This window comes from Sulfurospirillum diekertiae (assembly GCF_002162315.1).
Classification (GTDB): Bacteria; Campylobacterota; Campylobacteria; order Campylobacterales; family Sulfurospirillaceae; genus Sulfurospirillum.
The window spans coordinates 694238-708142 of record NZ_CP021416.1; the positions used below are offsets into that span (position 1 = coordinate 694238).

Consider the following 13905-nt stretch of genomic DNA (forward strand, 5'->3'; position numbering starts at 1 on the left):
AGTCTTTAATTAAGACTCCTTCCTTCTTTTATGCGGTCGTGGTGGAACGGTAGACACGCTACCTTGAGGTGGTAGTGCCTTACGGGTGTGGGGGTTCAAATCCCCCCGACCGCACCATTTTATCTCTCTTATTTTCCCTACACTGTTTTATTAAATTCGATGTCAAATTATGTTACTATTTACAAGATTATATAAATCTCGAAAGGTATCTGATGCGAGACTTAGAGCTCAAAAATGTTATTAAGCTAAATGGTAGGGAATTTCTTATTTCGACAATAAGTATGCATGTACGTCACTCTTTTTTTGAAGGTGATGCTAAAAAAGTTGTCTACGAAACAATGGTTTTTGAAATTATTAATGATGAAGTACAATTTCATCATCCGATTTTTAATGAGCGTTATAATATGCCAGATGAAGCTATCTCCGAGCATGGTGCTATTATTAAACATCCTGAAAATTTCTTTATTCTTTAAGCTCAAATTTCTTAAAACCAAGTATCTTACAAATAATTTGAATGAACTTACGTTACTGTATGTTGATATGGTAGGTAAGTTCAAAAATAAATCGTGTAAAAAAATTGTATCTGGGTCTATGAAGACTGTAGTATTCCAGATTTAATTTTTTTATGCTGTCTTAATTAATATTCATCTCATGATATCACCAATATCTTCTTAATAAACTCCTAAAATACATGGTATAGAGCAATTTTTTTTGAAGACAAATTCCATGATTTAGCTTTTCAAACAGATCCTTTTGTTGTAAATATCTTTACATGTAAAGCAGTAAATTTATCCCTACTTCAGCACTTTTCTATGGGTTTGATTTAATAAATAAAATGATAAAATACTAAAATTTTGACTATTGTTTTTAGTTAAATTTAAACAAAAGGGTTGCATTTATGGAAGTGAATCTGTATGTGGAGAGCTTAAGATTCTTGGTTCTTACCCAATCTACATACTTTGTGCTTTTAGCTATATTGACCGTTATGTTCAACGTTCAGGTTAAAATCATTATGAAATACTTCCCAATGGAAAATGAGAGTATTCATATGAGTAATTCTACTGAAGAATTATTGCAAAAAGATAACTTCACAGTTGTCGCAGCAATTGCTGCTTCTATCAAGTCTTAAAACAAAAACAAAATACTAAAAGGGCAAAAAGAAGATGGCGAAAAAATACATCGATGTGATGGATACGACGTTTAGAGATGGGTTCCAGTCAGTTTTTGGTGGACGTGTACTTATGGATGACTTTTTACCTGCAGTAGCGGCAGCAAGAGAAGCAGGTATTAGCCATTTTGAATTTGGTGGTGGGGCACGTTTCCAAAGTCTTTACTTCTATTTAAATGAAGATGCCTTTGAAATGATGGATAGATTCCGTGCTATTGCAGGTCCTGATGCGAACCTTCAAACACTTGCTCGTGGTGTGAATACCGTTATGCTTGATACTGGTAATCGTGAGCTCATTGATTTACATGCTAAAATGTTTAAAAAACACAGTACAACAACCATTCGCAACTTTGATGCGCTGAACGATGTTGAAAACCTCAAATACAGTGGTGAGCGTATTGTGCATCATGGTCTTAAACATGAAATCGTTGTGACGATGATGGATCTTCCTCCTAAATGTGTGGGTGCTCATGATGTTGCTTTTTATGAGAAAACACTGAGAGCTATTTTAGATTCAGGCATTCCCTACCATAGTGTTTGCTTCAAAGATGCCAGTGGTACGTCAAGTCCTCAAAAAGTTTATGAGACCATAAAAATGGCAAAAAAACTCTTACCTGAAGAAATGCATGTACGACTTCATACGCATGAAACAGCGGGTGTCAGTGTAGCATGTTATTTAGCAGCTCTTGAAGCAGGGGTGGATGGTATTGATCTTGCCGCTTCTCCAGTAAGCGGTGGAACAAGTCAACCAGATATCCTAACAATGCTTCATGCGGTAAAAGGTAAAAATTATGATCTTGGTGGATTAGAGCTTGAAAAAATTCTTACCTATGAAGATGTTTTACAAGATTGTTTAAAAGATTATTTTATGCCACCAGAAGCAGTGCAAGTCTCTCCTTTGATTCCTTTTTCTCCGATGCCTGGCGGTGCATTGACTGCCAACACTCAAATGCTTCGTGACAATAATATTCTTCATAAATTTCCAGAAGTGATTAAAGCAATGCGTGAAGTGGTTGAAAAAGGTGGATATGGAACCAGTGTTACGCCTGTATCACAGTTTTATTTTCAACAAGCATTTAATAATGTCATGTTTGGACCATGGACAAAAATTGCTGAAGGGTATGGCAAAATGGTACTTGGGTATTTTGGGAAAACTCCAGTTGCCCCCAATGCTAAAGTGGTTGCACTTGCCAGTAAACAATTAAAACTTGAACCAACCAAGAAAAATGCGCTTGATCTTGCTGATGAAGATGAGAGTAAATCGTTAACAACAGTTAAGCAGCTTTTGGAAAAAGAAGGCTTAAAGACGACAGAAGAAAATATCTTTATTGCTGCTTCATGTAAAGATAAAGGTATTGCTTTCCTCAAAGGCGAAGCAAAAGTTAATGTTCGTAAAATTGGTAAAGCTGATAAAGAAAAAGTACTTTGTAATGCTTCTGAAGATTATACTGTTATTGTTAACGGTCAAAAATACAATGTTAAGCCATCTGATAAACAAGATGCCTTTGTTATTAATGGACAAGAATATTTCATTGAAATTGAAGAAGGGTGTAGTGCAGAAGCTGGTAACGCGGCACTCATTCCTTCTAATAGTGCTGAAGTGAGAGCTGGAATACCTGGTTCTATTTTTAAAGTTTTGGTGAATGTTGGAGACAAGGTGACTAAAGGGCAAGCAGTCATCGTTATAGAGGCGATGAAAATGGAAATTGAAGTTCCAGCAACCATCGATGGTGTTGTCAGTAGTGTTCGTGTTAATCAAGGTGATGTCATCGTTAATAATCAACTACTGGTCACGCTATAAGCTATTAAAATAGATAGAGCCAAATGTGGCAGGTGTCACTTGGCTCTTCGCTGTTGCAGAGACTTTCTGCTATGAATGATAATTAAAATGTATTGAGGATATCAATAATATGTCGAAGATTAATGAAATTGAAAAATTAGGGTTAACCAATCTTGGAAAGGTTCACTACAATCTAAGTTACGAAGAGCTTTTGAAACATGAAATTGCAAATAATGAAGGTCGTGTTACAAGTAATGGTACATTTAGTGTAGATACAGGAATTTTTACAGGACGAAGCCCAAAAGATAAATATTTTGTAGATCAGGAGCCTTCTAATCAATATATCTCATGGGGCAAAATGAACCATAAAGTAAGTAAAGAGATATATGAAGAACTTTTTGCAAAAGTGAAAAAAGAACTCTCCGGTAAAGATATTTATATTCAAGATGCTTTTAGTGGTGGAAGTTTAGCCAGTCGCAAGAGTATTCGCGTTGTCACGGAAATTGCATGGCAGGCACATTTTGTAAAAAATATGTTTATTAGGCCTTCAGAAGAAGAATTAGCACATTTTAAACCAGATTTTGTTCTTTATAATGCATGTAAAATAGTCAATGAAGACTATAAAAAACACAATTTACACTCGGATGTTTTTGTTGTTTTTAATGTGGAAGAGAACATTGCCATTATTGGTGGTACGTGGTACGGTGGAGAGATTAAGAAGGGAATCTTTTCTATGATGAATTACTGGTTGCCTTTAGAGGGAAAACTTTCTATGCACTGCTCTGCTAATGTGGGTGAAAAAGGTGATACAGCTCTTTTCTTCGGTCTTTCAGGAACCGGAAAAACAACGCTTTCAACGGATCCAAAGCGCAAGCTCATTGGGGATGATGAACACGGTTGGGATGATAATGGTGTTTTCAATTTTGAGGGTGGCTGTTACGCTAAATGTATCAATCTTGATCCAAGCAGTGAGCCTGAAATCTTTGGTGCGATTCGTCAAGATGCCCTTCTTGAAAATGTTGTCATTAATGATAAGTGTGTGGTTGATTATGCGGATGCCTCTAAAACAGAGAATACCCGTGTTTCGTATCCAATTTATCATATTGATAACCATGAAACGAGCTTACAAGCAGGACATCCTAAAAAAATTATTTTTTTAAGCGCCGATGCATTTGGTGTTTTGCCTCCGGTGTCTAAACTTAACAATGAACAAGCAATGTACTATTTCCTCAGTGGCTATACCGCTAAAGTTGCTGGAACAGAACGTGGTATCACGGAGCCTGTTGCCACTTTTAGTGCTTGTTTTGGTGAGGCATTTTTACCCCTCCATCCAACTGTTTATGCAAAACTATTAGGTGAGAAGATCGCAAAATATAACGTTGATGTTTATTTGGTCAATACAGGTTGGACTGGTGGAAGTTACGGTGTTGGAAAACGAATGAGCATTAAAGCAACACGTGCATGTATTAATGCAATCTTAGATGGCAGTATTAACGATTGCGAATTTGAATCTATCCCTGTTTTTAACATCCAAGTACCAAAAGCACTTGATGGTGTCCCAACAGAAATTTTGAATCCTAAAAATACGTGGGAAAATAAAAGTTTTTACGATGCAACCAGAGATGAGCTTGCTGGTATGTTTATTGAGAACTTTAAAAAATACATTACAGCAGATTCTGATTTCTCAAATGCAGGTCCAAAACTCTAATTTTAACTTTACATGTAAAGGAGTTTTTGAACTCCTTTACCTTTTGTATATCACAAAATCTAACGCAATTTTATAGGAGATATTTGAATGTCAAAGCTATGGTCTGGCAGATTTGCCGCAAGCGGAGCACAATTACTCGACGAATTTAACGCTTCATTACCTTTCGATAAAAAACTATACGAAGAAGATATTAAAGGCTCAATTGCTCATGCAACAATGCTTGCCAAACAAGGTATTCTTACACAAGATGAAGCCGATCAAATCGCAACTGGTTTATTACAAATCAAACAAGAGATTGAAGCAGGAACCTTTGTTTTTGATATTGCTCACGAAGATATTCATATGTCGGTTGAAACAAGGCTTATTGATCTCATTGGCGAAGCTGGAAAACGCCTTCATACGGCACGTAGCCGTAACGATCAAGTTGCGGTTGATTTTAGATTATACGTTCAAAAACAAAATTTGATCATTGTTCATGTGTTAGAAGAGGTCATTGATGTGTTAATGAGCATTGCCAAAGAGCATACGAACACGCTTCTTCCAGGAATGACGCATCTTCAACATGCACAGCCCATCAACCTTGCCTTTCATCTTTTGGCGTATGTCTCGATGTTTAAACGAGACATAGAACGGCTTGAAAGCTCCTACCAACGCAATAATATTTTGCCTCTTGGGTGCGCAGCCCTTGCGGGGACACCTCATAATATCGATAGAGAGTACGTTGCCAAACTTTTAGGATTTGATAGTGTCAGTGTGAATTGTCTTGATACGGTCAGTGATCGTGACTTTGCATTAGAGATTCTTTTTAATATTGCTACGATTATGATGCATATTTCACGATTTGCCGAAGAGCTTATTTTGTGGTCAAGCTATGAGTTTAAATTTATCACGCTGAGCGATGAATACTCCACCGGTAGTTCCATCATGCCACAAAAGAAAAATCCTGATGTCCCTGAACTCTTACGTGGTAAAACAGGTCGTGTGAATGGCAATCTAATTGGGTTGTTAACCGTTCTTAAAGGGCTTCCTCTAGCGTACAATAAAGATATGCAAGAGGATAAAGAGGGAGTATTTGATAGCGTGGAAACCGTTTATATGTCACTTAATATCCTCAAAGAAGCGGTTCGTACGATGACCATCAATGTGGGACGAATGAAACAAGCGTGTGAAGTGGGGCATTTGAGTGCAACGGATCTTGCAGATTATTTGGTTCAAAAGTGCAATATCCCTTTCCGTGAAGCTCATTTTATCACTGGACGTGCCGTAGCACATGCCGAAGGCTTAGGCATTGATCTTAGTGTTATGAGTGTAGGAGAGCTTCAAAAAGTGGATGCGCGCATTGGTGAAGATGTCAGTGAATATCTCTCTTTAGTTCATTCTATGAATGCACGAACCTCTCAAGGAGGAACAGCCGTTTCTTCTACATGTAAACAGATTGAAATTTTTGAAACATGGAGAAAATTGCGTCATTAAGTAAATCATGAAGAGGTTTTTCCTCTTCATCTATGGTATTTTAAAGAAATTTGTGAGTATCACTATCTACTTTGTGTGCATCATTGTTTGATTTTTTATCACTTGAAAGAGTGTCCCATGAAAGTGGCGCTCCTCCTAGAAGGTGAAAATGTAAATGTAAGACTTCTTGCCCACCATCGCTGCCATTATTAGTAATCAAACGGTATCCGCGTTTATCCAATTCTAAAAGTTTAGCCACTTGTTGAATAAATTCTGTCATTTTGACCATGATCTTTGGGTCAACTTCTTGAAAACATTTATACTCTTTTTTGGGAATAATCAAAATGTGTATCGGCGCTTTTGGATTAATATCGTGGAATGCTAAGAAATCCTCATTTTCAAGTACTTTGTTGCAAGGAATCTCACCACTTACAATTTTACTAAAGATCGTCATCGCCTTCTCCTCTTTTTTAGGATGATTTTAACCTTTTATAATTAAAGTTTGACTAAAATGAACGTTCGAATAGACTGAAGAGCGTCATTGATGCTTGTGAATGAAAGGCAACCCTTTGAAAGATATAGAAAATGCGATAGGTTCGTGTACATCGCTTGTTGAATTAGAAAAAATGCGAGTCTCTCTTTTTGGTAAAAAAGGGTATTTTGCTGCACAATTTGAAGAGCTCAAAAAGCTTGATGGTGAAGCAAAAAAAGAATTTGCTCAAAATCTCAATATCAACAAAGAGAATTTTTTAGAATTACTCAATCAAAAAAAGAGTGCGCTTGAAAGCGTTATGATTGAAGAGCAAATGCGTAAAAGCAGTGTTGATGTCACACTTTTTAATCAAGAAAGCGCAGCAGGGGCATTGCATCCTGTGATGGATACTATGGATAAAATTATTGAATACTTTGTAAGTATGAACTTTTCAATTGAAGAAGGACCTCTTGTTGAAGATGACTTCCACAATTTTGAAGCGTTAAACCTTCCAAAGTATCATCCAGCGCGTGATATGCAAGATACCTTTTATTTTAAAGATTCGATGTTGCTTCGCACCCACACATCACCGGTTCAAATTAGAACCATGCTCAAACAAAGTGCACCGATTCGTATGATCTGCCCAGGCGCAGTATTTAGACGTGATTTTGATATTACCCATACACCTATGTTCCATCAAGTCGAAGGTCTTGTGGTCGATAAAACAGGAAAAGTCTCTTTTGCTAATTTAAAATTTATTCTCGAAGACTTTTTTAAAATATATGTTTGGCGATGTGAAAGTACGTTTCCGCCCAAGCTTTTCCCATTTACAGAGCCCAGTGCAGAAGCAGATATTAGTTGTATTTTTTGTCATGGTGAAGGGTGTCGTGTCTGTTCCCATACAGGCTGGTTGGAAGTATTAGGCTGTGGCGTTGTTGACCCCAATGTCTTTAAAGCCGTTGGGTATAAAGATGTCAGTGGTTATGCCTTTGGACTTGGTGTTGAGCGCTTTGCAATGCTCTTACATCAAATTCCAGATTTAAGGTCTTTATTTGAGGGTGATTTGAGATTATTGGAGCAATTTAGATGATAGTAACAAAACAGTGGTTAAATGAATGGATTGATATCAGTGCAATTGATACGGACAAAATTTCTGTAGCACTCAATGCCATTGGTTTAGAAGTCGATGGACTCACCAAAATCCGAATTCCTGAAAATGTCGTAGTCGGTCATGTTGTCTCATGTGAGAAGCACCCCAATGCGGATAAACTCAATGTCTGCCAAGTTGATGTAGGTGCAACTGTTCAGCAGATTGTGTGTGGGGCAAAGAATGTTGCAGCAGGGCAAATGGTCGCTGTTGCACTGATTGGCTCCGTTCTCCCTGGTGGCCTTAAAATTAAAAAAGCAAAACTCAGAGATGTCGAATCATGCGGCATGATCTGCTCTTCAACAGAGCTTGGTCTTCCAAAAATCAATGATGGCATTATGATTTTAGATGAGAGTATTGGAAAACTTGAACTGGGAAAACCTCTTTGCGAGTATCTTTTGATCAACGATGATGTGATTGAAATTGGATTGACTCCCAATCGTGGTGATTGTCAAAGCGTGTATGGTGTAGCTCGAGATTTGAGCGTTTATTTTGATTTAGAAGTAAAAACGCTAGGACAAAAAGAGGAAGAAGAAAATCAACCAGGTGTGGGTCGAGTGTTGCATCTCCATGGTAGCGAAGCACTTTCAGGCTCTTATATGTACAAAGTATTTGACAACAAAGAGATCGGGGTTCCTTTATTGGTCGAGCTTCGTTTAGGTTTTGCCGAGGTTGAATCTTCATGTTTACTGGGTAAATTGATTGATTATTCAACGTATGTTACCGGTGTATTGCTTCGTGCTTATAATCAAACGTGCTTTGGCGCAAAGGATGATAAAGCCAAAATTACCATTGCCAAAGATGAGAATGGATTGGATGCTATTTATGGTCTCAATGGACAAAAAATAGCGATTGCTGGAGTTGCTCAAATGGCTGAGTGTAAGGCATCAGCAAGTGATGAACGCATAATCATTGAAGCAAATTATACTCATCCTGAAATTATTGCGTCACGTAGTGCCAATAAAAAACTAGGGGCGGATAAACATCTGTATCGCTCTTCCAGAGGTAGCGAACCACAACTTGCTTTTGGTTTGAACTATTTCTTTAAAATGCTCAATAAGCGTTCTAAAATCATGGCTTATGCAGATTCTCAACAAATTACGCAAGATTTTGAAGCCAAGATTATCAATATTCACCAAAGCGACTTGACCGAAATGATTGGTGAAGAGATTCCTAAAAATAAAATTATCAAGATTTTGAAGCAGTTAGGCTTTGGTGTGAACTTTGCTTTTGAACAAGATGTGATTAACGTTAAAATTCCACAATTTCGATCAGATGTTATCAATACGCAAGATATCTGTGAAGAAATTGTTCGAATTGTTGGTATTGACAATATTCATTCTAAGCCTTACTCCTTTGCCGAAAAACTTAAAATTAATCAGCCTTATCTTAATTTTAAAAAACGACAGATGTATCGTTACAGGGCAGTAGCGGCAGGATTTTTTGAGACATTGCACTTTGTATTTGATGACAGTGAAAATGCTAAGAAATTTCATTTACCGCTTTTAAAGGAAACACTTGAAGTTGCCAATCCTATAACAAGTGAACTCAATACGCTTCGAAGCTCTTTATTGCCAAATATCTTGAATGCGGTTTCGAATAACCTCAAATTTGGTAAAAAACGAGTAGCCCTTTTTGAAGTAGGTAGCGTTTTTGATAGTGAGAGAACTGAATCTAAAAAAATAGCATTTGTTTTTAGCGGTGAAAATGGCATTCCTGAGATTTCTAATCATGGAAAACCAAGCGAAATTGACTTTTTTGCCTTTGCTGAAAAAATTCAAAGTGTTCTAAGTAACTTTACACTTCTTCCACTTGAAAAAGTTAATGGTCTTTGCAGTCCGTATGAAGCAGCTCGTGTCATCATTGATGGTGTTGAAGCAGGTTATATGGCGCGTGTTAATATCCAAGTGGAAAAAGAGCTTGATTTAGATCGTACGTATATTTGTGAGCTTGATTTTGAGGCACTTTCGTATAAACGTAAAATTGCAAAAGAGTATTCCAAATTACCATCTTCCTCACGTGATCTAAGCCTACTCGTAGATGCAAAAATGCAATACTCAGAACTAGAGAGTTTTATAACTTCGATTGCCCCTAAAGCTTTAACAAAATTTGCCGTGATTGATCGTTACGTTCATGAAAGTTTGGGGGATAAAGTCAGCCTTACACTTAAGTTGCAATTTCAATCTTTAGAAAAAACATTTGAAGAAGAAGAAATCGCTTCAATGGTAGAAGCACTGCTTGCACAAATTCAAGAGAAATTTGGAATTACAATCCGATGAAAACGTTACATGTAAACCCTAAAGTCTCTTTCGAGTTTACAACTGATAAAATTGCCAGCGATAAGTCTATTTCGCATCGCTGTGCGATTTTCTCACTTCTGAGTAATCAACCTTCTATTATCAAAAATTATTTGCCTGCAGAAGATACGATGTGTACACTTAGCATTGTTCAGTCTTTGGGTGCTCAGATTGAAAAAGCAGAAGATGGAACACTGACTATTACGCCTCCCCAAAGTATTGTTGAGCCTCCACTTATTTTAGACTGTGGCAATTCGGGTACCGCAATACGCCTTTTAATGGGCTTTCTCTCTTCGTGTAAAGGCTTTTTTGTCTTGTACGGAGATCAATACCTCTGTTCGCGTCCAATGCGTCGTGTTGCAGACCCACTACGCAGTATTGGTGCGCAAATTGATGGAAGAAGTGAAGGTAACTATGCACCTCTTGGTATTCGAGGAGAAACACTGAAAGCTTTTCATTACGAGAGTAAAATTGCTTCAGCTCAAGTGAAAAGTGCACTCATTTTAGCGGCTCTTCAAGCGGATGGCATTTCGACATTTTGTGAGCCAGAACTCAGCCGTGATCATAGTGAGCGAATGCTTCGTGGCATGGGCGCAAAAGTGATATCAGAAGGTTTACATGTAACCATTCATCCTCAAAATACACCTTTGAAACCTTTACGAATGACCGTCCCGAATGATCCATCCAGTGGATTTTTCTTTGCTGTTGCCGCTGCAATTAATGTGGGAAGTTCTGTGACACTCCACAATATGCTTTTAAACCCCACACGCATTGAAGCCTATAAAGTGCTTGCACGTATGGGAGCTGAGGTTCAGTTCATCGAAAAAGAGAGCATGTATGAAAGTGTCGGTGATATTATCATTACAGGTAAAGAACTACATGGTGTTGACGTCAGTGACAATATTTCATGGTTGATTGATGAACTGCCAGCACTCTCCATTGCATTTGCGTGTGCTAAGGGTAAAAGCCTTGTCAAAAATGCACAAGAATTGCGTGTTAAAGAGAGTGATCGTATTTCCAGCGTGGTCAAAAATCTGCGCTTATGTGGCATGGAAGTGGAAGAGTTCGACGATGGTTATGCGGTACACGGTGGGGAACTAAAAAGCGCTACAATTAATAGTTTTGGAGACCATAGAATTGCAATGAGTTTTGCCATTGCAGGCACACGTGCACCCATGAACATTGAAGATGTTGAGTGTATTAATACCTCTTTTCCAAATTTCATTGAGTTACTTTCTCAAATAGGAAATATACATCCATGAAAATTAAACTTGCTACTAGTTACGGCTTCTGTTTTGGTGTCAAGCGTGCCATTAAAATCGCAGAAAATACTAAAAATGCTTCAACAATTGGACCTTTGATTCACAATAATGAAGAAATTAACCGTTTGAGTGAAAATTTTAATGTCAAAACATTGCATGATATCAAAGAGGCGGATGGTGTTGGCAAAGCGATTATTCGGACGCACGGTATTCCTAAAAAAGACCTTGAAATGCTTCTCAAAAGTGATGTACAGGTCATCAATGCGACCTGCCCTTATGTGACAAAACCTCAGGAAATTTGCGAGAAAATGAGTATGGAAGGGTATGAAATCGTCATTTTTGGCGATGCAGATCATCCTGAAGTCAAGGGCGTTGAGAGCTATGCTATTCATGGTGCTCATGTGGTACAAAGTGTGGAAGAACTCGAAAAAGTGAACTTTAAAGGCAATAAAATTGCAGTGGTTTCACAAACCACACGAAAAATTAGTGAATTTTTAGAAATTACCAATTATTTGGAGACACGTTACAAAGAGGTAAGAGTTTTTAATACGATTTGTAATGCCACTTTTGAGAACCAAGATGCAGCAAGAGAACTTGCAAAAGAAGCTGATGTAGTGGTTGTTATTGGTGGAAAAAACTCTTCTAATACCAAGCAATTGCATAGTATTTGTAAAGAGTATTGTGTGGATAGTTTTTTAGTGGAAAGCGAAAAAGATTTAGACCCAAGCTGGTTTACAGGGAAAACGCTTTGTGGCGTGACTGCGGGCGCTTCGACGCCTGATTGGATTATCGAAAAAATAGTTGGAAAAATCAGCGAAATTAAAGTATAATAGGCAACTTTTACATGTTTACATGTAGCTAAATGTGTCAAAAATCAATCAAAAAGGGTATAAAATGGTAAATGAGGCGAACAAAGCTGTTCATACTGACGCCGTAGACGAGCATGAGGAGATGGATTTTGCGGCTATGTTGGAAGAGTCTTTCAAAGATTCTGAGAGAGATGCACTCATCAATGGTGTTGTTGTAGCGATCAAAGAAGATGTTATCTTAGTTGATGTGGGTAAGAAGTCTGAGGGACGTCTGAACGCATCTGAGGTTACAGATGAAAATGGCAACATAACATGCAAAGTGGGAGATGTAATCCCTGTAGTTATTACAGGATTCAGAAACGAAAGACCAGCGGTTTCGCACAAAAAGGCCCTTCGTAAAGGTCATATTAAATCATTTATCGCTGAATATAAAGAAGAAGATGATATAGCCCTTGATGTTAAAATTACGGGTAAAAATAAAGGTGGGTTTATCGCTGAGAATGCGGAGGGCATTGAATTTTTCCTTCCACGTTCACAAGCTGCTGTCAAAGATATGAACGCACTTATGGGTAAATCACTCAAAGTCAAAATTATTAAAATTGATACCGAAACAGAATCTATCATTATTTCTCGCAAAAAATTCTTGGATGACGAACGCAAAAAACGCAAAGAGATCGTTCAAGAGTTGATTGACCGTGACGAAGTTGTAGAAGGAACCATTAAAAAAATCACAACGTATGGTATGTTTGTTGATGTGGGTGGTATTGATGGACTCGTACACTACAGCGAAATCAGTTATAAAGGTCCAGTAAACCCTGGTACACTTTATAAAGAGGGTGAAGTCATTCCTGTTAAAGCGATCAAATATGATAAAGATAAACGTCATCTTTCACTTTCAGTCAAAGCAGCTATGCCAGATCCTTGGGATGAGATCAAAGATGAATTAGAGACAGGTGATTCGATTCAAGTTACGATTAGCAACATTGAGCCATACGGTGCATTTGTTGATCTTGGTAATGATATTGAAGGCTTCCTTCACATCTCTGAAATTTCATGGGATAAAAATATCAAACACCCACGCGATTACATCGAAGAGGGTCAAGTCGTTGATGTTGAAGTCATTGAAATTGACGCAAAAGAGAGACGCCTACGTGTATCACTCAAAAATGTTCTTCCAAAACCATTTGATGATTTTATGAAAAAATTCAAAGTAGGTGATGTTGTTAAAGGCGAGATCACTACCATTACAAACTTTGGTGCTTTTGTTAAAATCGGTGGTATTGAAGGTCTTTTACACAATGAAGATGCTTCTTGGGACCGCAATAATAAATGTAAAGAGCTTTTCACTGTTGGTGCTGAGGTTGAAGTCAAAATCGTTAAAATTGATGAAGAGACTGAAAAAGTATCGCTTAGTAAAAAAGAGCTTGAAGACAGCCCAATTCAAAAATATGCAAAATCTCATGAAAACGGTGACATTGTTCATGGTAAAATTAGAGATATTAAAGAATTTGGTATTTTTGTTGAACTTGAGGACAATGTTGACGCATTGATTCGTAAAGAAGATTTGGGTCAAGTTAATGAAGCAGATTTAAAAATTGGTGATGAGATTGAAGCAGCGATTACCTTTATTGATGACAAAAAAAATCGTATCCGTCTTTCGGTAAGACGTCTTTCAAAATTGAAAGAGAGAGAAGCGCTTAAAGAGATCAATAAAGAAGAGAAAATGACGCTCGGAGATATTTTAAAAGATCAACTGAAATAATCGATGCAAAAAAAAAGTACTTGGCGCAGTTTTTTTACTCCTCTTTGT

11 protein-coding genes and 1 tRNA gene are annotated in these 13905 nt (G+C 37.5%); 11 read left to right on the forward strand and 1 reads right to left on the reverse strand.

From position 1 onward, the window contains the following. Window positions 1-32 precede the first annotated feature (32 nt). From Sdiek1_RS03550 to argH, 6 genes are all read left to right on the forward strand, one after another. Window positions 33-117: transfer RNA gene (locus Sdiek1_RS03550), tRNA-Leu, on the forward strand. A 95-nt stretch (window positions 118-212) separates the two neighbouring features. Then, complete coding sequence (locus Sdiek1_RS03555; RefSeq protein ID WP_087437927.1) at window positions 213-473, forward strand: hypothetical protein; 261 nt, start codon at window positions 213-215, stop codon at window positions 471-473. Between the two features lie 425 nt (window positions 474-898). Beyond that, window positions 899-1129, forward strand: a complete 231-nt coding sequence (locus tag Sdiek1_RS03560) for a sodium pump decarboxylase subunit gamma (protein ID WP_087437928.1) — start codon at window positions 899-901, stop codon at window positions 1127-1129. A gap of 34 nt (window positions 1130-1163) precedes the next feature. Beyond that, window positions 1164-2969, forward strand: a complete 1806-nt coding sequence (locus Sdiek1_RS03565; protein ID WP_087437929.1) for a biotin/lipoyl-containing protein — start codon at window positions 1164-1166, stop codon at window positions 2967-2969. A gap of 109 nt (window positions 2970-3078) precedes the next feature. Next, window positions 3079-4656: a phosphoenolpyruvate carboxykinase (ATP) gene (gene pckA / locus Sdiek1_RS03570; protein ID WP_087437930.1), complete on the forward strand. Its 1578-nt coding sequence runs from the start codon at window positions 3079-3081 to the stop codon at window positions 4654-4656. An 87-nt stretch (window positions 4657-4743) separates the two neighbouring features. Further along, window positions 4744-6129 carry an argininosuccinate lyase gene (argH, locus tag Sdiek1_RS03575; RefSeq protein WP_087437931.1) on the forward strand — a complete coding sequence of 462 codons (1386 nt, stop codon included), beginning with the start codon at window positions 4744-4746 and terminating at the stop codon, window positions 6127-6129. Between the two features lie 40 nt (window positions 6130-6169). Here argH and Sdiek1_RS03580 read toward each other — a convergent pair whose 3' ends face one another. Further along, a complete protein-coding gene (locus Sdiek1_RS03580; protein ID WP_087437932.1) occupies window positions 6170-6562 on the reverse strand; it encodes a histidine triad nucleotide-binding protein in 393 nt (130 codons plus the stop codon). Window positions 6563-6677: 115 nt separating this feature from the next. On the opposite strand from Sdiek1_RS03580, the gene pheS reads away from it, so the two are divergent. The 5 genes from pheS to Sdiek1_RS03605 all read left to right on the forward strand — a co-directional run bounded on the left by pheS (window position 6678) and on the right by Sdiek1_RS03605 (window position 13857). Further along, a complete protein-coding gene (gene pheS / locus Sdiek1_RS03585; protein ID WP_238099134.1) occupies window positions 6678-7670 on the forward strand; it encodes a phenylalanine--tRNA ligase subunit alpha in 993 nt (330 codons plus the stop codon). Next, window positions 7667-10006 (forward strand): phenylalanine--tRNA ligase subunit beta, encoded by a 2340-nt coding sequence (gene pheT / locus Sdiek1_RS03590; RefSeq protein WP_087437933.1) that lies wholly within the window; start codon window positions 7667-7669, stop codon window positions 10004-10006. Before pheS ends, pheT begins: the two co-directional genes overlap by 4 nt. After that, window positions 10003-11286 (forward strand): 3-phosphoshikimate 1-carboxyvinyltransferase, encoded by a 1284-nt coding sequence (gene aroA, locus Sdiek1_RS03595; protein ID WP_087437934.1) that lies wholly within the window; start codon window positions 10003-10005, stop codon window positions 11284-11286. The genes pheT and aroA overlap by 4 nt, the downstream gene beginning before the upstream one ends. Beyond that, window positions 11283-12116: a 4-hydroxy-3-methylbut-2-enyl diphosphate reductase gene (locus Sdiek1_RS03600; protein WP_087437935.1), complete on the forward strand. Its 834-nt coding sequence runs from the start codon at window positions 11283-11285 to the stop codon at window positions 12114-12116. Before aroA ends, Sdiek1_RS03600 begins: the two co-directional genes overlap by 4 nt. Before the next feature lie 64 nt (window positions 12117-12180). Next, window positions 12181-13857, forward strand: a complete 1677-nt coding sequence (locus Sdiek1_RS03605) for a 30S ribosomal protein S1 (protein WP_087437936.1) — start codon at window positions 12181-12183, stop codon at window positions 13855-13857. Window positions 13858-13905 lie beyond the last annotated feature (48 nt).